Origin of the sequence: Catellatospora sp. TT07R-123 (assembly GCF_018327705.1) — a bacterium.
Classification (GTDB): domain Bacteria; phylum Actinomycetota; class Actinomycetes; order Mycobacteriales; family Micromonosporaceae; genus Catellatospora.
Map to the genome: position 1 here is coordinate 194,933 of NZ_BNEM01000002.1, position 21,127 is coordinate 216,059.

A 21,127-nucleotide genomic window follows, 5' to 3' on the forward strand; every position below is an offset into this window, starting at 1 on the left:
TCTCCGGTTCGGCGGTTCGGCGGTTCAGCGGGGCAGGGCGGCCAGGGCGGCGGTGAGGTCCCGCACGGCCTGGCGCCACGCGGCCAGGGCGCGGCGGCGGGGGTCGGCGTCGTACGCGGCCTGGAGCGGGACCAGGTCGTCGGTGGCCTCCCGGAGGCGTTCGCGGGCCGCGGCGACGAGGCGTTCGGCCTGGTCGAGCGCGTCCCACGCGGGCCGTAGCGCGGGGTCGACCACCGCGTCGGCCAGTGCACGCGCCTGGGCGGCGAGCTGGTCGGCCGCCTGGCGGAGCTGCCGGACGGCGCGGTTGCGCGCCTGGACCTCGGACGGCTGCTGGCCCAGCATCTGGTCGGGCAGGCCGTGGAGTTCGGTGGTGAGTTCCGCCAGGCGGGCTTGCAGATCGGTGGCGGCGGTGTCGAATGCGTCGAGCGCGTCGGTGAGCGCGGTCGAGTCCGGTGCGAACGGGGCGGCGACGGCGGTGTCGAGCCGCTGCCGGGCGTCGTCCCAGGCGGTGAGCGCGGCGGCGACCTGGTCGGCGGCCTGGTGCAGGCCGGGTGCGCCGTTGTCGGGCCGGGCGGGGGCGGTGCCGGGGCTGGCGGTGTCGTAGGCGTCTATGAGGGTGCGTACGTCGCCGAGCCCGGTGTCCAGGCCGGTGCGGGCGATGTCGTGGCCGGGGATGGCCGCGGCGTGCGCGGCGGTGTGGCCGGTCCAGGTGTTGCGGGCCGGTGCGGCGGCCAGGTCCCGCTGGGCGTGCACGTCGCGCAGGTCCTGAACGGTCTGCTGCTGCCCGTCGCGGGCGATGGCGGTGGCGGCGTAGGCGTCCAGGGCCGGCTGGTCGGCGTGCCGGGCCAGGGCCTGGTGGGCGGTGGCCAGCCTGTTCGCGTCGGTGGCGCGGAGCGCGGCCAGGGCCGTCTGCGCGGCGGTGTGCGCGCGGGTTAGGTCCTGGTCGGCCTGGGTCAGGGCGGTCCGGCGGGTGCCGAGGTCGGTGTGGGCCTGGGCCATGGCGCGGGCGTCGTCGCGGGTCGCGGTGGCGGCGGTGATCGCGTCGTTGGCGCGGGCGATGGGGGCGACCCCGGCGGCGTTGGTGAGCGCGTCGAGTTCGGCCTGCGCGGCCAGCTGGTGCTGCTGGAGGACGGCCTGGTGGGCGGCGACGGCGGTCTGGTGGGCGGCCAGCGCCTGCTCGTGTGCCTGCGCCTGGTCGCGCAGGTCGGCCAGGTCGTCGACGCGGGCTTGGGCGGTGTCGCGCAGGGCGCGCAGGTCGTGGTTGGCTGGCCGGTCCGGGTCCAGGCGCAGTGCGGTGTCGTGTACCGCCTGGAGCAGTGCGGTGTCGGCGGGGTCGGCGGCCAGGGCCGCCGTGGCGGCGTCGAAGGCGCGGCGGCGGGCGCGCAGCTCGGTGTCGTAGGCGGTGATCGCGGTGGTGGCGGCCTGCTGCGGGTCGGGGCGGCCGCCGGGCGGGTTCAGCCACGCGGCGGCCTGCGCGTCGGCGGCCGTGGCCGCGGTGGCGAGGCCGCGCGGGGTCTGCCCGCTGGGCAGGGCGGCGTCGAGCTGGTCGGCGGTGAGGTTGCGGGCCTGGGTCTGGCCGGTGGCGGCGTAGACGGCGGCGGGCTGGATCGCGGGGGTGCCCTGCGGCGGGTGGGGGTGGCCGACCATCGCGTGGCGGGCCAGGGCGGGGTCGAGGTGGGCGAGCACGTGCGCGGCGGCGGCGTGCAGGGCCGGGGTGTCGGCGTCGATGCGTACCAGCGGCCCGGCGGGCAGGGGCGGGGCGTCGTGGGCGGCGCGTACCGCGGCGGCGGTGGGGGCGTTCGCGGGGCGGATCCACAGCCCGGAGGCGGTGACCTCGACGACGGTGTTCGGGTACGCGGGCGGCAGGGTGTAGACGCCGGGCTGTAGCGGGTCGGCGGTGAGGCCGTGGCCGGGCGCGGTCCAGCCCGCGAGGTCCCGGATGGCGTCGGCGGGCACGGTGAGCTGGGCCGGGCCGCCGGGTACCGGCGTGTGCCGGACCTGCTCGGCGATGGCGTGCCAGCCGGGGTCGCGGGCCGGGTCGGCGCCCGGCGGGATGAGCACGGGGGCGTTGGCCCCGGCGCGGGTGCCGTTGAGGCCGTCGACGGGCAGGCCGGTGGCGGTGGCGAGCGCGGCGGCCTGCGCGTGGGTGTGGCCGGGCGCGTACAGGGCCGGGGGCCGGTTGGCGGCGGTCAGGGCGTTGGTGAAGACGCCGACCTCGGCGGCGGTGACGCCGGGGTCGACGACCAGCCGCGCGGTGGAGTCCGACGGCAGGTCGGTGATGTCGCCCTGGGCCGCTCCGGGGCCGGGCGCCAGGTGCAGCAGGCCGCCGCGCACCTCCAGGTGGGTGGTCGGGGCGACGGTGACGGCGGACAGGTCGACGGGGTCGCCGAAGCGCTCCCGCCAGCCGAACAGGCCGATGGCGCGTACGTCCCCGGCCCACAGGCGCAGCTGGGCGCCCCAGTCGACGATCACGGAGGTGGCGTGGACGGGCAGCTGCCCTTCGACGAGGGCGGCGGTGTTCGCGGCGTCGTCGGGTTCGACGTAGAGGGCCAGGCCTACGCCGTACACCCCCGACCAGCCCTTCTGCTTGATCTTCGTGCCGCCGCTGGTGCCCGACCCGCTGGCGCCGGCGTCGCGGCCGCCGCTGCCGAGCCCGGACTCGCCCTGCAGCTCGTGCGGCGCCCAGTCCAGGGCGCCGCGCGGCGTGCCGACCGGCGGCTGGCTGCCCAGGATCGGGCCGGTACGCAGCCCCGTACTGACGTCCACCCCGGAACCGGACTGCTCGCGGCTGCTGGAGCCGACCTCCTTCTGCGCCTCCTGCTCGACGGTGAGGCTGTTGGACTGCAGCAGCGGCATGCCGTGCAGGCGGGCGGTGACCTTGAACCCGCCCAGCCGGATGACCAGGCCGGAGTCGTCGAACAGGTCGCCGGAGCGGAAGCCGTCGTCGAGCATGGTGCGGACCCGGGCCAGGGTGGTGCCGCCGCCGGTGATCCGGTTCAGGACCAGGTCGGTGACGTAGTCGCGCAGGACCCGGGGCACGGTGCCGCCGGGCGGGGTGAACGCGTTGTCGATCGCGGTCCGCAGCGCGGCCCCGGCGATCGCGCCCTCCAGCGAGTACTCGGTGCGCGGCGGCAGGCTCCAGGACGTGCCCGGGGCCGGGGTGTGCCGGGCGGGCGGCAGCGGCGCGGTGCCATGGTGGGGGTCGCCCAGGTTGGCCATCTTCGTGTCCAGACCGGGCGGGCGGTTGATCGAGGTGTTCGGGACGGCCAGCGTGACCGCGCCGGTCTCCGGGACGGCGGCCCCGGTCCACTCGCGGCGCCGGAAGTATTCGAAGAAGTGGGTGCCGATGCCGACGAACGCGGTGGCCGTGCCCCACTTGGTGGAGACGCGCTGGCGGGTGACGGTGACGGTGTACGTGTGGTCGACGTCGAAGCCGGTGAGCGGCCCGGACTTCTCCACGTACCCGGAGGTGGTCGCGGAGTCGGACTGCTGGTGGGCACGGTTGCCGACCTTCGTGACCGCCCCGGTCAGGCCTGCGGGCATCGACTGGAGTCCGACGGAGTCGCCGGTGCCGGTGGTCAGGCGGCTGCCGCCGCCGTAGACGGTGGGGTTGCTGACGCCGAAGACGCGCTGCTTGAACTCCTGCCATTTGGTGCCGATGCCGGCGGAGGTGAACAGCGAGGCCCGGACCTGCGGCGGCACGGGCTGGGCGGACGCGGTGTGGTTGCCGGCCACGGCGGTCACGGTGACCTTGACCTCGTCGCGGAACAGGATGCCGGGCTCGGTGAAGGTGTCGTAGACGCCGCCGTCGTACAGGCCGTCGATGTCGGGCTTGAGCTTGGTGAGGGTGAGCAGGCTCGCGGCGGTATCGGCGGCGCGGTCGCGGATGCGCCGCGGCATCGTGTCCGGCAGCGAGTCGAGCAGGCGCCGGCGCAGCGACGTCGGGGCGGGCTGGCCCGGCGTCGGCGCGGGGACCGCGTCGGGGTCGACCGCGCTGCGGACCAGGCCCAGGCCCAGCATGCGGCGCAGGAACGGCGGGACGCGTGGCGGCCCCGCCGGGGCGGGCGCGGGGGCGGGCGCCGGGGGCAGGCCGGCCAGCTGGTTCGCCTCGGCGCTGGTCACCAGGAACAGGACCGAGTCGGGTGCGGTCACGCGCACCGACACGTCCGCGTTGCCAGGCGCCACGGTGAGGCCGGGCGTGGACACCGACCCGGTGAACGTGATGATCAGGTCGCCGATCATCGCGGTGGCGGGTTCGTTCTCGCTCACCTCGCGGCGGGCCACGGTGTGGGTGTTCTCGGCCTCGTCGCGGCGGCCCTCCCGCTTGCCGAACCCGGCCTGCGGGGTGACGGCGAGCCGGTTGACCCCGCGCGGGTCCGTGGGGTGGTTCGGGACGACCTCGTTGTTGAAGTTGGCGGAGACGGCCGCGTCCCAGCCGTGCTCGGTCCGCAGCCCGGACTCGGTCCTGTCGGTGACCTCGGCCGAGTCGTAGATGCTGTACCCGGTGGTCGCCTCCAGTGCCCGCCGCGGGTTGGCCAGCTGCACCGTCATGGTCAGGTCGCCGACCACGTCGGTGAACGTGCCGCCGCGCATGACCTCGGCCGGGCCGCCGCCGTTGAGGTAGACGTCGATCGCGGCGCGGACCGCGTCCGGGGTGATCCGGTTGCGGATGGCCGCCTCGGCGGGCGAGCCGGGCTCGGTCAGTGCGGTGGAGTGATACCGGTAGGTGTGTCCGCTGGTCGACTGGATCTGGTCGGTGCGGCGCCAGGTGGTCCAGAAGTGCCCGATGCCGCCGCGGCGGGGCGCGGTCGGGTTGGGCAGGGCCGGGCCGCCGGGCGGCTGCCGTACGCGTTCGAAGTTCGCGCCCAGCGCGATGTCGGCGGCGGTGAACAGGGCGTCGCCGGTGATGTGGGAGTCGAGGAACTGGTGCGGGCCGCTGATCACCACCGGCGGCGGCGGGGGCGTGGCCGTGTCCACCAGCTCGATCGTCGGCGGCGCCGAGGCGTGGCCGGGCGGCGGCGGGGTCAGCACGGCGCCGTGGTCGGTGTCGAACTCGGGCAGCCCGGCCCGGAAGCCGCCGGGCACGACCAGCACCGGGATCGTGTTGACCTCGTGCCTGCGGCCGTCGACGGGGTTGAGCGGGGTGTTGACGGTGCGCGGCCGCTCGGCCCACTCGGCGCGCACCCGGAAGCGGATGTCGGCGGAGTGGTCGTGCAGGGTGCGGTCCACCTTGGTCAGGTGGCCGACGGCCGGGGCGGTGCCGCCGGTCAGCGAGCGCTGGCGCCGCCACGACCAGATCACGCCGGCGCGCAGGAAGAACGCCCGCAGCTTGGTCCGCGCGGTGGCCGGGCGGCCGGTGCTCATGCCCAGTTGTGCCTGGCCGCCGGCGCGGGCGCCCAGGGTGACGCTGCGCCCGTCGGACTGCCCCTGCCCGACCCGGGTCGTCTCCTCGATCTGGGTGCCGCCGATGATGTCGTTGCTCGGCGCCATCGGGCTGGTGAGCTCGGCGCTGATGATGATCGAGACGTACGGCGAGGCGGTGCGCGTGTCGCGGCCGACCGACGGGGGCCGTTCCAGCGACACCCGGATGCCGGATTCCAGCAGGGTGCGCCAGTTGCCGCGCAGCGACGACTGGGTGACCGCCTTCTGCAGGGCGTGCAGGTTGCGCAGCCGCAGCCGGTCGGGGACGGTGCCGTCGCGGGGCAGCAGGTCGGGGTCGACGGCGTTGACCGCGGCCAGGACCCGGTCCCACAGCTTCTGCCCGTTCGGGGCGGTGGTGCGGACCTCGCGTACGTCGGGCAGGGCCAGCGGCTGCCACCACTGCGTGCTCGGCGGCAGCATCACCTTCGGCGCGGTGCCCGGCGCCGGGGGCGGCGCGGGGGTGGGCGCGGGGGCGCCGGGGTAGCCCAGCCGGTGCGCGTCCAATGGGGTGACCCACAGGTACACGTACGCCGGACCGGTCCCGATCTGGCGCGGGGCCGACGCGGTGGCGCCGATGTGGTCGGTCGCGAGGACGGTCAGCGGCACCCGGTAGAGCAGCATGTCCCCGGTGACCTTGCTCTTGGCCTCGGTCTGGGTGCTGAAGTCGGTCGAGGAGCTGCTGCCGGAGCCGCGTTCGACGGAGCCGACCAGCGAGGCGCCGAAGGTACCGAATTCGAGGCTGTCGGGTCCGTTGTCGCCGAACGACAGCGCGGTGCCGAAGCTGCCCTGCAGCCGCAGCACGGTGTCCTGGGTTTTCGTGCTGCCGCCGGAGGCGCCGGAGCGGATCGCGGACTCGGCCCGGCCCGGCAGGGTCACCATCGGCCCGACCAGGGTCGGCGTGCCGACGGTCGCGGTGAGGGTGGTGTAGCCGCGCTGGGTGGAGCGGTCCTGCCACCAGTGGGCGTCGGGGTCGCCCGCCCGCTTCGACGTGATCTTGTCGGTGGACAGGCCGTTGTTGACCAGCGCCTGCCGGTTCATCCCCAGGGACGTCGCGTCGGCCAGATCCGCCAGCGTGTCGCGGTGGTCGCTGCCGGGCTTGCGGAACCCCGGCGGCACCTGCGCGTGCCCGACCAGGGTGTCGAACAGGTCCGCGGGCACCGACGCGGTCTCCAGGACCGCGTTCGGCGGCAGCCGGTAGGCCTGCGCCGGTGGCGGGGGCGCGACGGGGACGGGCGCGTTGGCCAGCGCGTTCGGCGCCGAGAACGTCACCTCCAGCAGGCCCGGGATCACCATGGTCGCGGCGGGCGCGCCGCGGCGGGTCACGGTCACGGTCAGGTCGGACGTCGTGCGGTACGCCTGCGACTGCGCGGCCTGGGCCCCCGCCGAGGGCAGCGTGATCTCCTCGTTGGTGCGCAGCCGGGTGGTGGCGCTGGTCGTGTGGCTGGTGCTGGTGCTGCCCTGCACCGCGACCGAGCCGACCGGGGTGGCCGTCACGCCGGGGGTGGCGGTGTCGAACCCGCCCAGCGCGGAGTAGCCCAGGGCCAGGGCGCCGCCGCCGGAGCTGGTCTCGCTCTGGACCGTCTCGGTCGCGACCCGCTGCGGCGTACGCCGGTCGGGGCTGGTGCCCGACGACACCTCGGCGGACGACGCGTCGCCGCCGATCAGCTGCGCCACCCGGCTCTGCGCCCCGGCCCGGCCGTTCAGGCGCAGCTCGACGGCGTTGGCGCCCTCCCCCAGCGTGATCCGCAGGCCCGAGCCGGTGAACAGCGACGCGGCCCGCGTCAGCAGGACGTCGTCGGTGAGCTGCGCGTTCACGGCGGTGGTGAGGTCGGCCTGGTTCCAGCCGCCCGGCAGGGGGCCGCCCCCGGCCGGGGTCAGCAGTGCGACCAGGTCGGTGACGACGCGGGCGCGCAGCGCGTCGGCGTTGGGCACGCCCTGCCCCGAGGTCACCGACAGCACCGGCACGCTCTGCCCGCCCGGTTCGCGCAGCATGACCGGGGTCTGCTGCGCCGCGCCGAACGGCCCGAACTGCGGCGCCCACCGGTGCCAGGCCGTCGGCATGAGGTCGGCGTCCCGGTGCGGGCCCGGGTCGGACCCGGTCGGCGGCGGGGGTACGCCCGGAGCCGGCTCGTCGAGCACCGTCATGTCCCCGTCCGGGACCGAGCTGTCGTCCAGCGACGAGCCCAGCTCCTCGGTGCGGAACCCGCCCGACCCGTCGGGGACGTGCCGCACGAACCGCCCGTCCGGCAGGCCGTCGGGTCCGAACACGGGGCGCATCCGGCCCGAGGAGTCCACGGACGCGGCGATCGCCCGCGACCAGGGCGGCGCCCCCGGACCGACCGCCGTCCACACGGGGGTGGTGGCGCCGACGACCGGCCGGTCCAGCGCGACCGCCAGCGGCCCGGCCAGCGCCCCGGCGGTGGCGGCGGTGTTGCAGCTGATCAGCTCGACCGTGCCGCGCAGCGTGCCCGGCGGCAGCGCCGCCAGCACCTGCGCGAACTGCTGCGGGGTGAGCATCGTGTCGCCGACCTGCACCAGCCCGCCGTGCGCGTGCGCGAGCACCCGGGTGGAGTCCCTGCCCGGCCGCACCCACCGGGCCGCGGCGGTGTCGGCCACGGGGTCGGTGCCCGGGAACAGGACCTTGCCGTCCTCGATCACGGCCAGCGCCGCGAGCTGCGCGACGGTCTGCGGGGGCAGGGTGCCGGGCGCGGGCGTGGTGACGGCCGGGGCCGTCGGCGCGGCCGGGGCCTGCGGCTGGGTCGCGACGTGCTCGCCGCGCAGCGGCACGTGGATGACGGAGGTGTCGGCGGTGGCGAAGTAGACGCCGAACAGGTCCGATCGCACCAGGGTGGTGTCGGCGGTGCCGGTGGGCCGGGTGGCCGGGGGCAGGTCGGTCAGTCTGCCATCGGTGGTGACCAGCAGGTTCGCGCCGGGGTGGGCGAATCCGCCGGGCACGGCGTGCCAGCCGGTGACGGGCACAGGCTGGCCGCGTACCGGCAGTGTCCGCTGCGGGTCGGCGGGGCGCTGCGGCGCGGGCGGTCGGACGGGGCTGGTATCGGCGGTGCCGTTCGCCGGGACGGTGGGGGTGTTCGGCGGTTGCGGGCCCGGCTTGGCGCCGCCGAGGCTCGTGGCGTTGGCCGCGAGCGTGTTCGCGGGCACCGGCTCGGCGCGCCCGGGTGCGGTGATCGCGGCCTGGCTCTCGACGACCGGCGAGCTGGACGGCGTGGTGTCGACCTGGCCGGAGCGCACGGGCGGCGGTGGCGCTTTGCGGTCCGCGTCGCTCCTGGCCGGACTCGGCTGCGACGTTGTCGGCAAGGTGGGCGGGCGCGGTGTGACGATGCTGGTCGGTGTGACGGTGCTGGTCGCCGACACCACGGTGGTGACCGGGCTGGCCGGTGTCGGTGTCGGTGTCGGTGTGAGCGTCGTGGACGAGCTGTTCGTCACGGTCGGCGTGGAGGCGGGCTGGGCGGCGGTCGTGTTCGGACCGGACGGGGTGACCGCCGCGGACTGGGCGGCACTGTTGCTGCTCGCCGGGGTGCGGGCGCTGCCCACGTCGGTGGCCGTGGCGGTCGCGGTGGAGGTGGTGGTCGGCGCCGGGGCGGGCGCGGAGACGTCGCCGGACTTGACGGTGGTGGCGGCCGCCGAAGCCGAGCTGCTGGTGGACGTGCTCGTGCTGGCAGAGGTACTCGTGCTGGTGGCAGAGGCACTCGTGCCGGTGGTCGAGGTGCTGGTGGTCGAGGTGCTGGTGCCGGTCGTCCCGGTCTGGGACGGCGTCGCGCTTCCGGTCGCGGGGGCCGGGCTCGGCTGCTGCACGCCGGTGCCGGTCGGTGTGGTGGTCGCGGTGGCCGACGGGGTCAGGACGGCGCCGCTGGGGACGGGCGTGCCCGGTGGCAGCTCGGTGAACCGGTGCGCGTCGGCTCCGGCGGGCGCCGGGGTGAACGTACCGGACAGCTGGAAGTCGCCGGTGAAGGTGCCGTCGCCGGTGAACCGGCCGGTGACGACGCCGATGTCGGTCGTGCCGAGCACGATTCGGTTGGCGATGCCGTCGAAGGTGCCGGTGAACGTGCCCGATCCGGTGAACGTGCCGGAGCTGGTGCTGCCGCCCTGCGGGGTGAACGAGCCGGTCGAGGTGATGTCGCCGACGAACGTGGTCGGGTTCGGGAAGTAGCCGGTGAAGGTGGTCTCGCCGGTGAGCACGGCCGGGCCGGTGAACCGGTCCGGGCCGGGGTCGAGGTTGAAGTCGCCGCCGTTCAGGCCCGGGATGTTCAGGTCGCCGATGTCGAGGCCACTGCCGCCCTTGGCGAACGCGCCCCGCGTACGGCCGCCGAGCCAGTCGAACGCCCCCTCGACGGCCCCGGCCGACGCCGCCCAGAAGGCGGGCGCGGTGAACTTGCCGGTGAAGATGAGGTCGGCCAGCGCCTCGGTGCTCCACTCGTGCAGGCCGCCGGTGACCATCTGGCCGAACAGCGACTCCATCACCTTCTTGCCGAACAGCTTGGTGCCCGCGCCGTGCAGGACCGGGCCGAGCACGCCGCCGATCGCGCCGGACAGGGCGGCGCCGCCGGTGCGGCGGGTGTCCCACTCGTGGCGGTTGCCCTCGGCGAACTGCACCAGCTGGATCGTGACGTCGAGGCCGACCTGCAGGACCAGTCCGAAGACGATCGAGGAGACCAGGCGCCGGAACAGCGTCTGGCCCATGTACCGGGCGAACGCCATCAGCGCGGAGATCATGCCGGACGCGGCCGGGGCCGTGGCCGGGAACCACAGCATCGGGATGAGCCACAGGATCTGCACGGCCAGGATCACCAGCTGCCCGATGATGGAGTACTTGGTGTACTCCACGCTCAGCGCGGTGTTCTCCGAGTGCTTGCCGAGCTTGGTCGCCGCGTCGGTGATCTTCGTGATACCGCCGGAGCTGACCAGCTCGTCGAGCTTGCCGCGGACGGCGGTGGCGGCGTCGCCCTCCCAGCCGGCGGTGCCGTTGGAGATCAGGGCGAGCTCGTCCTCGATGTCGGCCAGCGCGGTGGCGAACGTGTACCACTCGACCGCCAGTTCCCGCAGCAGGTCCTCGTCCGCCTGCGGCCACGACTCCCCGATGACGACCAGGAACAGCTTGCGGGCCCAGTCGGGCACCTCCATGCCCACCCGGATCAGTCCGCGGGCACGGCGGGCTGCTCGGCGATGCGGCGCTGGAGCGCCTGGACACCTGCCGTGTTGTCCTGTTCGAGGGTGACGAAGGTGTTCGCGGTGCGCCCGACCCGCTCACCCAGCGTCCGCAGCAGCGTCGAGACCTGGACCGCGCCTTCGAGCACGGCGTCGCGGCCGGGGGCGTACTCGGACACGAACTGCTGGGCCACCTCGTCGTTCTCGCCCCAGCAGCCGTCGAGCCGGTCGACCCCGGCGACCAGCGCGATCCGGGCCCGCTCGACGGTCATCGCGGCGGCCTGGAGCCGGTTGGACGCGCCGACCAGCACCTGGTCCTGCACCCGCAACTGCTGCGCCATGCCATCAGCCTCCGGTCACAGTCCGTGGCCGCCGGGACGGCGGGTGAAGGGCAGCCCGTCCAGGTCCAGCCGTTCGGGCAGCAGCCGCTCCAGGTCGGCGGTGCCCTCCATCAGGTCGCGTACGCTCAGGCCGCCCACCGGCGCCTCGGGCAGTTCGCCGAGCAGCTGCTGCAGCACGCTCTGCCGGGCGCGGGCGACGGTGTCGAGCACGGTGCGGGCCAGCTCGGCCGGGGCCATCCGCCGGTAGTCCTGGGAGTTGAAGGTCAGCGCCCTCAGCTCGCCCTGGGCACCGACGGTGGCGGTGACCAGGCCCTGCGGCGAGGTCATCGTCGCCGACACCGCCGCCATGCGCCGGTGCGCCTCGATCGCGAACGCCCGGTGCCGGGCGTAGTCCGCCGCGGCCTGCTCCAGGCCCCGATCCGCGGCCGTCATGGTGCTCCCGTCCCGGCTGCCGCCGTACCCGTCATGGTCAGCGGCCCGTCGCGTGCCGGGGCGCGGGCGCGGTCGTCGGCTGCTCCGGCCGGGGCACCGGGGTGACCGGCACCGGCGCGCCCGGCGTGACCACGTAGTCCGGCTCGTCGGCCGTGCCGGGGTCGCCGCCGCGGATGACGCCGGGGGCCACGTCGTCGGTGACGCCCCAGATGTCGCGGTCCTCCTGCAACCAGGTGGTGCGTTCGCGTTCCTCGCCGTCCTTCTTGCCCCCGCCTGCACCGGGCGACATCGGCATGAACGGCATGCCGGTCCCGCTGCCGCCCGCCCCGCCCGCTCCGCCGCCGCGGGCCGCGAGCAGCGACGACGTCGAGCCGAGGCCGCCGGTGCCGGGGCCGCCGCGGCCGAGGGTGACGTCCTGGGCCGCGGCCGAGCCGCCCGCGGACGGGAACTCCGAGCGCACCGGCGGTGACGTGCCGTCAGGCAGCGCGGGGGCGCCGGGCAGGCCGGGGCGTACGCCGCCGCCGGGCAGGCCGCCGGGTGAGCCGGGAAGGGACGGGCTGCCCGGGATGCTGGGGCGCCCCGGAATACCACCGGGCAGGACCGGCGGGATGCCGGGAGAACCCGAGCCGGGCAGGCCCGGCACACCCGAGCCCGGGATGCCCGGGGAGTTCGAGCCGGGGATGGTCGGCCTGGTCGTGCCGGGGATCGACGGCGAGTTCGAACCGGGCAGGTTCGGGATCGCGCCGGGCAGGTTCGGCGAGTTGGACCCCGGCAGGTTGGGCGAGTTCGGGCCGGGGACGTTCGGCGAGTTCGAGCCGGGCAGGTTCGGGGAGTTCAGCCCCGGGATGTTCGGCGAGTTCGACCCCGGCAGATCGGGCGAGTTGCCACCCGGCAGATCGGGCGAGTTCGGCCCCGGGATGTTCGGCGACGGGATGTTCGGCGGGGGTGGCGGGTTGGGCGGCGGGGTGTTGGTGTTGGGCCCGTTGGGGTTCGGCGTGACCGGCGGCGGCAGCGTCGTGGTGACCTTCAGCGCGGTCAGCGACGTCGTGACGTCCTGGTACGCCGTGGCCAGCGTGGTCAGGATGGCGCGGGCGCGCTCGCTGAGGCTGTTGTCGATGTCGGAGTACGCCGACGGCGTGTAGACGGTCTCGCCGCTGCCGTTGGTGAACCACGGCTGGTGCGGCGGGTCCGGGTACCAGCCGTACTCGGTGTAGACGACCTCGTTGCGCCAGGTCTCGTACAGGCTGTCGTAGCGGGCCTTGGTCTCGCGCGCACCCTGGTAGTTCAGCTCGATGATCGCGTTGATCGCCGTGTTGAGGGCGTTGCCCGACGTCAGGATGAGGTCGTCGTAGCTGCGCACCGGCCGGGTCAGCAGCGTGTTGTTCTCCCGGATCATGGTGCGCAGCTGGGTGAGCACGGTGTCGAACGCGGTCGCCGCGTCACCGGTCCACTTGTGCGAGGTGATCAGGGCGGTGCGCTGCTTCTCGATCTCGGTCAGCGAGCTGGTCAGCGCGGTCGACACCTTGACCAGCGCCGAGGAGATGTCCCACAGCGTCTGGGGGCTGGCCGCACCGCGCTCGTTGATGTGGGTGTAGCCGTCGCGGCGTACGTCGCCGACCAGGATCTCCTGGACCTTGCGCCAGTCCCAGGACGCCCATTCGCTCGCCGGCACGGTTCCTCCGCGACTTCGGTCAGGTTCCGGCTACCGGGAGCCGCCGTAGCGGGTGCCGATGGCGGAGATGTCGGTGGTGGCGAGGGTGTCGTTGTCCTCGTCGGCGTCGGTGAGGGTGGTCGCCGCCGTGGTGAGCCCGGCGGACAGGTCCGCGAAGGCGAGCTGGAGGTTCTCCAGCGCCGTCACGAACGAGGTCACCCCGGTGGTGACGGTGGTGACCAGCGTGTTGCCCTCGGTGAAGGCGCCGACCTTGAGCGCGCCGGGCAGCGGCTGCAACTCGTTCTGCGGGGCGTCCAGGATCGGGGGCAGCAGCAGGAACTTCGACGCGGCGCCGTTGATGAGGGCGGCGTCGACGGTCAGCTGGGCGGCCACGGCGGGTTCCTCTCGTCCGGGCCGGTCACAGGCCGCCGGAGGCGCGGCGGTCGGCGTCCTGGTAGTTGGCGACGATGGTCATCAGGCGCTGCACGTTGGCCTCCAGGTCACCGCTCATGACCCCGGCCGAGTTGTTCCACTTGGTCTGGGCGTCGGTGTAGGTGGTGACGCTGAGCGCGTTCCACTGGGCGAACCGGGCGCTGGCCGTGGCGCGCATGTGCTCCACGACCTCGCTGAGGGCCCGGTTCTGGGCGCGCAGCTGGTCGGCGGCGCCGTTGACGACCTCGTACGTGATTCCGAATGCCATGGTGGCTGCTCCCCTGCGAGTTGCGGTACGGGTGGACGGTCGGTGGTCAGGAGTTCTGGGCCTCGGCCGTCTCCATGGTCTCGATCATCTGGCCGAACCAGACGATCAGGTTCTGCAGCGGGGCGTTGACGGTGCTCTGGTAGTCGGCCAGCCACTGGTCGACGACGTTGTTGTAGCTGTTGCGGGCCGGGCCGTACCAGCTGTTGCCGATGCCGCGGATGGAGCCGTCCACGGTCTTGCGGATCGCTTCCACCTGTGCGGAGTACTGCTGGAACTCGGACAGGGCGGCGCGCAGCTGCGCCGCGTCGATCTGCAGGTTCATCGTGGCCATCGCAGGTCACCTCTCCTGTGGGCCGTCGCTGTCGGACGGCCGGTCCTCGCCCCGAACCGTAGTGGGAACCGGTGCCGCTGCCGAAGACCCAAATCACGGGCGGTGCCGGGGCCCTCACCCAGCGACGGATGGGCCCGCGGACCCACCCGCCGCCGCGCGGGGCCGCCTCAGCGCTGCGCGAAGTCGCCCGCCGCGGCCGGGTCGAGCACCGGCCCGCGCGGGACCAGCGCGAGCAGCGTCGCGGGCACCTCGGCGGCCGCGGCGGCGTCGTAGCCGAGCGCGGTGGCGCCGCCGGGGCTGAGCGGGAACGCCAGCCCGAGGTCGGTGATCAGGTACCGGGCCTGCCCGGTCCGGGCCAGCACGCCGCCGCCCGCCGGGACCGCGATGTGCTCCGCGGCCCGGGAGTCGTCGCCGCGCCGGGGCGTCGCGGCGGGCAGCCCTGCCACCGCCGCCAGCACGAGGTCCTGCCGGGCCTGGCCGTCGACCGCGGTTCGCGCGCACAGCGAGCGCCCGCCCAGGTCCGCCGGGGCCAGCAGCGTGGGCGGGCGCTGCGGCAGGTCGGCGAAGTCGAGGTCGGCCGCCGACCGCGGCGCGGCGACGACCCCGGCGGAGCTGACCGCGATCGCGCGCGGCTCGCCGCCGGGGTAGGCGGCGCGGTTGGCGGGGTCGGCCAGCGCCAGGCCCGCGACCGTGGGCGGGACCGCGAGCAGGCCGTCCGGCAGGACCAGCCGGTAGTCCTCGGCGCTGCCGGTGGCGTCGGCGGCGATGCGCAGCACCTGCCCGACCCGGGTGGCGACCCCGTCGACGACCGGTCCGGCGCTCCCGCGCCCGGCCAGGTCCGGCGGCCGCAGGTCCGGTCCGGCCGGGACGGCGTTGAGCCAGGTGTCGGCGACCGGGACGGGCCGGGTCGCGTCGAGGCCGAACACCACGGAGGCGGTCGCGTCGACGACCCGCAGCCGCCGGGTGTGCCAGATCAGGTGGCGCTGCCCCGCCGGGGTCGCCACCAGCACCGCCTGGTCTTCGGGCAGTGGTGCGGCGGGCAGGTCCTGTCCGAGCACGACGGTCGTGGACGGGGCGGTGCCGGGGGCCGCGCAGACCAGCCACGGCGCGCTGGACAGCTCGGCCGGGGCGGGCACGTCGTCGGGGGCGCCGGGGATGCCCAGGGCCGGTCCGTGCCGTACGCCGGACAGGGATCTGGTCGACACGGTGCGCACGACGGCCCCGGCTCCGGCGACGAGCCGGGCGGAGGCGTAGTTGAGCGCCGGGTGCAGCGTCTCGGTGGTCGGGTCGTACAGGTAGCGGGCGCCGGTCTCCTGCTCGACGATGATCGAGCCCGAGGCGCGCCAGCCGTCGTCCCCGCCGGGGAAGAACAGGCCGTAGACCCCGCAGGCCGCGGCGATCAGCCCCGCGACCAGCGCTCCGGCGAAGGCGGCGACGCTGAAGCGGCGGGTCGGGGTCTCCAGGGCGTCGGCGTCGCCGTGCAGCAGCGCCGAGCGCATCCGCCCGACCACGAAGTTGTGGGCCTGCAACTGGTCGCGTTTGGTCTGCACGGCTCAGCCGCCGAGGCCGCGGACGCGGCGGTACACGTCGAGCACCGCCAGCAGCAGCGGGATCAGCGCCACGGCCAGCGTCGTCTCGCCGATCTCGGCCAGGCGCCCCCAGTAGGGGCGGGGCCTGCGCCCGGCGGGTGCCCGCAGCGCGGCCAGCAGCAGCACGGTCGCGGCCAGCCCGGCGGCGGGCACGACGAGGGTACGGGTCACCGCGCCGCCGTCGAGTGCGGCGCGCAGCACCAGCAGCGCGATCCCGGCGGCGGCCGCGCCCAGCAGCGCGAGCCGCTGCCAGGCGCCGGTGAGCACCCGCGACCGCAGCAGGAGCAGCACGGACACCGTGCCGGTGAGGGTCAGCGCCGCCCAGCCGCCCCGGTGCAGCACCGCGGCCGCAACGGCGGCGGTCACCGCGATGGCCGTGTAGCCCGCGGTGACGTACGCGTCGGCCAGGGCGCTGCGGCGGCTGAGCAGGTCGTCGGGGATGGGCTCGACCTCGCGGGTGATGTCGGCGACGCTGGTCGGCAGGTCGGGCAGCCGCATCCCGGCCAGCCGGAACGCCAGCGTCGGGACGGCCGGGCTGAGCAGCAGCATCAGCACCACGACCGTCGCGGCGGCGCCCTCGGTGGTGGCCAGCCCTCCGGCCTGGAGCAGCCCGCCGAGCGCGGCGGCGCCCGCGACGGCCGCGACCAGGCCGAGGGCGGGTCCGAGCCCGCTGATCGCCGCGGCGGCCGCGGCACCGGTGACCGCTGTCGCGGCGACCGCGGCGGCCAGGCGCGCGCCCGGCGGCACCGTGGTCGCCCCGGACAGTTCCGGCAGCAGCGACCCGCCGAGCGCGGCGGCGCCGACGCCGCCCAGGGCCAGCAGCAGCGCGACAGCCCGGTCGGCCAGGGCCCGCGCGGCGAGGGCGGCCCCGGCCAGCAGCACCGCGGCCAGCACGCCCGCGGTGAGGGTCCGGGCCGCGGCGGGGCCCGGCAGCAGCAGCGCCCCGAGGCTGAAGGCGAGCCCGGCGGCGGCCGAGGCCAGCAGGCTGCCGCGGGTCAGCGCCGGGGACCAGCGGCCGGAGCTCTCCCGCACCTTGCCCGCGACGCCGTCGATCAGGTCGTCATGCGGGAAGGTCGGCATCGGAGTGTCGCGGGGGCTGAGGTAGACCAGGTCGCCGTCGCGCAGGCCCAGCGCGGTGACGGTCTGGTCCTCGTCGAGGGCGCCGCCGCCGAGGCGCTGCAGCACCACCCCGCGTCCGGCGTACTCCTGCGCGGCGTCGGCGCCGAGCAGGTCCACGATCGCGGGCAGCACGTCGACGAGCGGGATGTTGGCCGGGACCGCCAGGTCCAGCGACCGCTGCGGGGCGACGACGGTGATGCGGCAGCGTTCGGCCGCGGGGGCGCTCATCGGGTGCCTGGCCCGGCCATGTCGTTCACGCGGCGACAGTAGTGACGCGGAGGCGGCGCGAACATGGGCCCGCGGACCCAAGTCAGGCCGGTCAGCGGCACGCAGAATGATCCGGTGCGTAGCCATGTCGCCCGGGAGGGGGCCAGGTGACGACGGTCGTGTTCCGCCGCCCGGCCCGCCAGCCGGGGCCGTCCCTGCCCCGCGGCGAGCTGGTCCTGCAGGAGCCGCCGACGCTGCCGGAGGTGGGCGGGGCGGATCTGTCGGCCGCGTTCACGTACCTGCCGGCGGCGCTGGGCTCCGGCGCGATGGCGCTGATCTTCATCCAGCCGGGCGGGTCGTCGCTGAGCTACCTGGCCGGCGGCATGATGGGCGTGTCGGGGCTGGGCATGCTGGTCGGGCAGCTCGGCCGCGGCGGCGGTGACCGCAGGCGGCGGCTGCGCGGCGAGCGCCGCGACTACCTGCGCTACCTGGCGCAGATGCGCCGCCAGGTGCGGCAGGTGGCGGTCCGGCAGGCCAAGGCGCTGGCGTGGACGCATCCGCATCCGGCGGCGCTGTGGTCGCTGGCCGGGCAGCGGCGCATGTGGGAGCGGCGGCCGACCTCCGCCGACTTCGGCGAGATCCGGCTGGGCCTGGGCAGCCAGCGGCTGACGGTGACGCTGACCCCGCCGCAGACCAAGCCGGTGGAGGACCTGGAGCCGCTGTGCGCGCAGGCGCTGCGCCGGTTCATCGAGGCGCACTGGAGTGTGCCGGGGCTGCCGGTCGCGGTGCAGCTGCGCGGCTTCGCGCGGGTGCTGCTCGCCCCGTCCGGCACCGCCGAGGACGGCTCCGGACCGGACGCCGACGACGGCGTGCTCGGTCTGGTCCGGGCGATGCTGGCGCAGCTGGCGACCTTCCACAGCCCCGACGACCTGCGGATCGTGGTGTGCGCCCCGCCGGAGCGGCAGGAGCGCTGGGACTGGGTGAAGTGGCTGCCGCACGCCCAGCACCCGGGGCACGGCGACGGCGCGGGCGCGGCCCGGCTGCTCGCGGAGAACTTCGCCGACCTGGAGCGGCTGCTCGGCCCGTCGTTCGCGGAGCGGCCGAGGTTCGACGATCCGGCGCTGCCGCACCGCGACGAGCCGTACACGGTGATCGTGGTGGACGGGGCGATCATCCCGCCGACGGCGCGGTTCGCGGCGGGCAGCGTGCGCAACGCGACCGTGGTCGACGTCAGCGGGGCGCTGCGCTGGGCCGCCGACCCGCTGACGCTGCGGCTGCTGGCCGGGCCGGACGGGGTCGAGATGGTCGGCGCGGACAGCCGCGGCCGGGACACCTCGACGCGGCTGGGCGTGCCCGACCGGCTGGGCCCGGCGGGGGCGGCGGGGCTGGCGCGGCGGCTGTCGCCGTACCGGCTGGGGGCGTCGGTGGAGACCACCGACTCGCTCACCGTCGACCTGGACCTGACGACGCTGCTGGGGCTGGGCGACCCGGAGACGTTCGACCCGGACGCGGTGCGGGCGGGGCGCTCGCGCTGGGACCACCTGCGGGTGCCGATCGGGGTGTCGTCCAACGGCACGCCGATCGAGCTGGACCTGAAGGAGGCCGCGCAGGGCGGCATGGGCCCGCACGGCATCCTGATCGGCGCGACCGGGTCGGGCAAGAGCGAGCTGCTGCGCACCCTGGTGCTGGCGCTGGGCGTCACCCACTCCTCCGACGTGCTGAACTTCATCCTGGTCGACTTCAAGGGCGGGGCGACGTTCCTCGGCCTGGAGACGCTGCCGCACACCTCGGCGCTGATCACCAACCTCGCCGACGAGCTGCCGCTGGTCGACCGGATGCAGGAGACGCTGCAGGGCGAGCTGGTACGCCGCCAGGAGCTGCTGCGCCAGTCCGGGTTCAGCGCGCTGAAGGACTACGAGAAGGCCCGCACCGAGGGCGCGCCGCTGGACCCGCTGCCCACTCTGCTGATCGTGGTGGACGAGTTCAGTGAACTGCTGGCGACCAAACGCGACTTCATCGACCTGTTCGTGATGATCGGGCGGCTGGGCCGCAGCCTCGGCGTGCACCTGCTGCTGGCCTCGCAGCGGCTGGAGGAGGGCCGGATGCACCAGCTGGAGTCGCACCTGTCCTACCGCATCGGCCTGCGCACCTTCTCCGCGATCGAGAGCCGCAGCGTCATCGGCGTGCCCGACGCGTACGAGCTGCCGTCAGCCCCCGGCAACGGCTACCTGCGCGCCGACATGAGCACCCTGATCCGGTTCAAGGCCGCGTACGTGTCGGCGGCGCTGCGCCGGGCCGAGCGCCGGGCCCGCCGCGAGGAGGCCCGCCTGGGCCTGGTGCCGTACGGGCTGGGCCACGTGCCGCTGCCCGAGCAGCCCGACGCCGCGCCCGAACCGGCACCGGCCGACGCCGAGGCGGTCGGCAGCGCCCGGCTGCTCGACGTGATCGCGGCGCGGCTGGTCGGCCACGGCCCGCAGGCGCACCAGGTGTGGCTGCCGCCGCTGGCCCAGCCGCCGACGCTGGACCAGCTCCTGCCGCCGGTGCTGCCGCATCCGCGGTTCGGGCTGTCGACCCGGCAGGGCGGCACCGGCACGCTGCGGGTGCCGGTCGGGGTGATCGACCGGCCGCTGGAGCAGCGCCGCGACCTGCTCATGGCCGACCTGCTCGGGGCGGGCGGGCACGTCGGCATCGGCGGCGGCACCCAGAGCGGCAAGAGCACCCTGGTCCGGACCCTGGTGACGGCGCTGGCACTCACGCACACCCCGGCTGAGGTGCAGTTCTACTGCCTGGACTTCGGCGGCGGCAGCCTGGCCGGGCTGGCGGGGCTGCCGCACGTCGGCACGGTGGTGGGGCGGCTGGACCGCGAGCGGGTGTCGCGTACCGTCGCCGAGGTCGCCGATCTGCTGGCCCGGCGGGAGCAGCGGTTCGCCGCGCACGGCGTCGACAGCATCGCCGCGTACCGGCAGGGGCGGGCCGAGGGGCGGCTGCCCGAGGGCGCCGACGACGGATACGGCGACGTGTTCCTGGTCGTGGACGGCTGGCTGACGCTGCACCAGGACTTCGAGACGCTGGAGCCGTCGTTCTCGGAGCTGGCCACACGCGGCCTCAACTACGGCGTGCACCTGGTGGTGACCGCCTCGCGCTGGTCGGAGATCCGGCCGTGGCTGCGCGACCTGCTGGGCACCCGGTTCGAGCTGCACCTGGGTGACCCGGTCGACTCGGAGGTCGGGATGCGCCAGGCCGCGAACGTGCCGGCCGTGCCGGGCCGGGGCCTGACCCGCGACGCGCTGCACTTCCTGGCCGCGCTGCCCCGCCTGGACGGGCTGGCCCGCACCGACGACCTGGCCGAGGCGGTGCGCCTGACCGGTGCGCGCAGCGCCGACGCCTGGACCGGCCCGGCCGCGCCGCCGGTGCGGCTGCTGCCGCAGCTCGTCGCGGCCGCCGACCTGCCCGCCCCGGCCGCGCCGCGCCGGGTCGCGCTGGGCCTGGACGAGCAGCAGCTCGCCCCGGTGTGGCACGACTTCGACGCCTCGCCGCACCTGCTGGTGTTCGGCGAGTCCGAGTCGGGCAAGACGAACCTGCTGCGGCTGATCGCGGCGTCGATCGTGGCGAACAACCCGCCGGGCCAGGCCCGGGTCCTGGTCGCCGACGCCCGGCGCACCCTGTTCGACGCGGTGCCGCCCGACAGCCAGGTCGGCTACGCGGTGTCCGGCCCGGCGCTGACCGACCTGGTCAAGCAGGCGATGGAGGCGATCCGGGAGCGGCTGCCCGGCCCGGACATCACCCCGGAGCAACTCAGCCGCCGCGACTGGTGGGTCGGCCCGCACCTGTTCGTGCTCGTGGACGACTACGACCTGCTGTCGGGCGGGCACGGCAGCCCGCTGGAGCCGCTGCTGGACGCGCTGCCGCAGGGCGCCGACGTGGGCCTGCACCTGGTGCTGGCCCGCACCACGGCTGGGGCGAGCCGGGCGATGATGATGGACCCGGTGCTGCGGCGGCTGTGGGACCTGGGCGGGGACGCGCTGCTGTTCTCGTACGACAAGGAGGAGGGCTCCTTCCTCGGCGAGGCCAAGCCCCGGCGCCTGCCGCGCGGCCGCGCCCAGCTGGTCAGCCGCCGCCGCGCGGCGCTGCTGGTGCAGACCGCCCTGTCCCCCCGTGACCGGCCGTGACGGG

10 protein-coding genes are annotated in these 21,127 nt (G+C 75.5%); 1 reads left to right on the forward strand and 9 read right to left on the reverse strand.

Annotation, left to right across the window (positions count from 1 at the left end):
* Nucleotides 1-24: 24 nt before the first annotated feature.
* The 9 genes from Cs7R123_RS21240 to eccD form a co-directional block, all read right to left on the reverse strand.
* Nucleotides 25-10,560: a hypothetical protein gene (locus Cs7R123_RS21240; protein WP_212829459.1), complete on the reverse strand. Its 10,536-nt coding sequence runs from the start codon at nucleotides 10,558-10,560 to the stop codon at nucleotides 25-27.
* An 11-nt stretch (nucleotides 10,561-10,571) separates the two neighbouring features.
* A complete protein-coding gene (locus Cs7R123_RS21245; RefSeq protein ID WP_212829460.1) occupies nucleotides 10,572-10,925 on the reverse strand; it encodes a hypothetical protein in 354 nt (117 codons plus the stop codon).
* A 15-nt stretch (nucleotides 10,926-10,940) separates the two neighbouring features.
* Nucleotides 10,941-11,357: a YbaB/EbfC family nucleoid-associated protein gene (locus Cs7R123_RS21250; protein WP_212829461.1), complete on the reverse strand. Its 417-nt coding sequence runs from the start codon at nucleotides 11,355-11,357 to the stop codon at nucleotides 10,941-10,943.
* Between the two features lie 37 nt (nucleotides 11,358-11,394).
* Nucleotides 11,395-13,029: a WXG100 family type VII secretion target gene (locus tag Cs7R123_RS21255; RefSeq protein ID WP_212829462.1), complete on the reverse strand. Its 1,635-nt coding sequence runs from the start codon at nucleotides 13,027-13,029 to the stop codon at nucleotides 11,395-11,397.
* Nucleotides 13,030-13,059: 30 nt separating this feature from the next.
* Nucleotides 13,060-13,401 (reverse strand): hypothetical protein, encoded by a 342-nt coding sequence (locus Cs7R123_RS21260; RefSeq protein WP_212829463.1) that lies wholly within the window; start codon nucleotides 13,399-13,401, stop codon nucleotides 13,060-13,062.
* A 25-nt stretch (nucleotides 13,402-13,426) separates the two neighbouring features.
* Nucleotides 13,427-13,708, reverse strand: coding sequence for a WXG100 family type VII secretion target (locus Cs7R123_RS21265; protein ID WP_212829464.1), 282 nt, complete (start codon nucleotides 13,706-13,708; stop codon nucleotides 13,427-13,429).
* 46 nt (nucleotides 13,709-13,754) lie between these two features.
* A complete protein-coding gene (locus tag Cs7R123_RS21270; protein ID WP_212829465.1) occupies nucleotides 13,755-14,039 on the reverse strand; it encodes a WXG100 family type VII secretion target in 285 nt (94 codons plus the stop codon).
* A 167-nt stretch (nucleotides 14,040-14,206) separates the two neighbouring features.
* Nucleotides 14,207-15,589: a type VII secretion protein EccB gene (eccB, locus tag Cs7R123_RS21275; RefSeq protein ID WP_212829466.1), complete on the reverse strand. Its 1,383-nt coding sequence runs from the start codon at nucleotides 15,587-15,589 to the stop codon at nucleotides 14,207-14,209.
* A gap of 3 nt (nucleotides 15,590-15,592) precedes the next feature.
* Nucleotides 15,593-16,975, reverse strand: a complete 1,383-nt coding sequence (gene eccD / locus Cs7R123_RS21280; RefSeq protein WP_212829467.1) for a type VII secretion integral membrane protein EccD — start codon at nucleotides 16,973-16,975, stop codon at nucleotides 15,593-15,595.
* 146 nt (nucleotides 16,976-17,121) lie between these two features.
* On the opposite strand from eccD, the gene eccCa reads away from it, so the two are divergent.
* Entirely contained in the window at nucleotides 17,122-21,123 is a 4,002-nt protein-coding gene (eccCa, locus tag Cs7R123_RS21285; protein ID WP_212829468.1) for a type VII secretion protein EccCa, read from the forward strand.
* The last annotated feature ends 4 nt before the right edge of the window (nucleotides 21,124-21,127 follow it).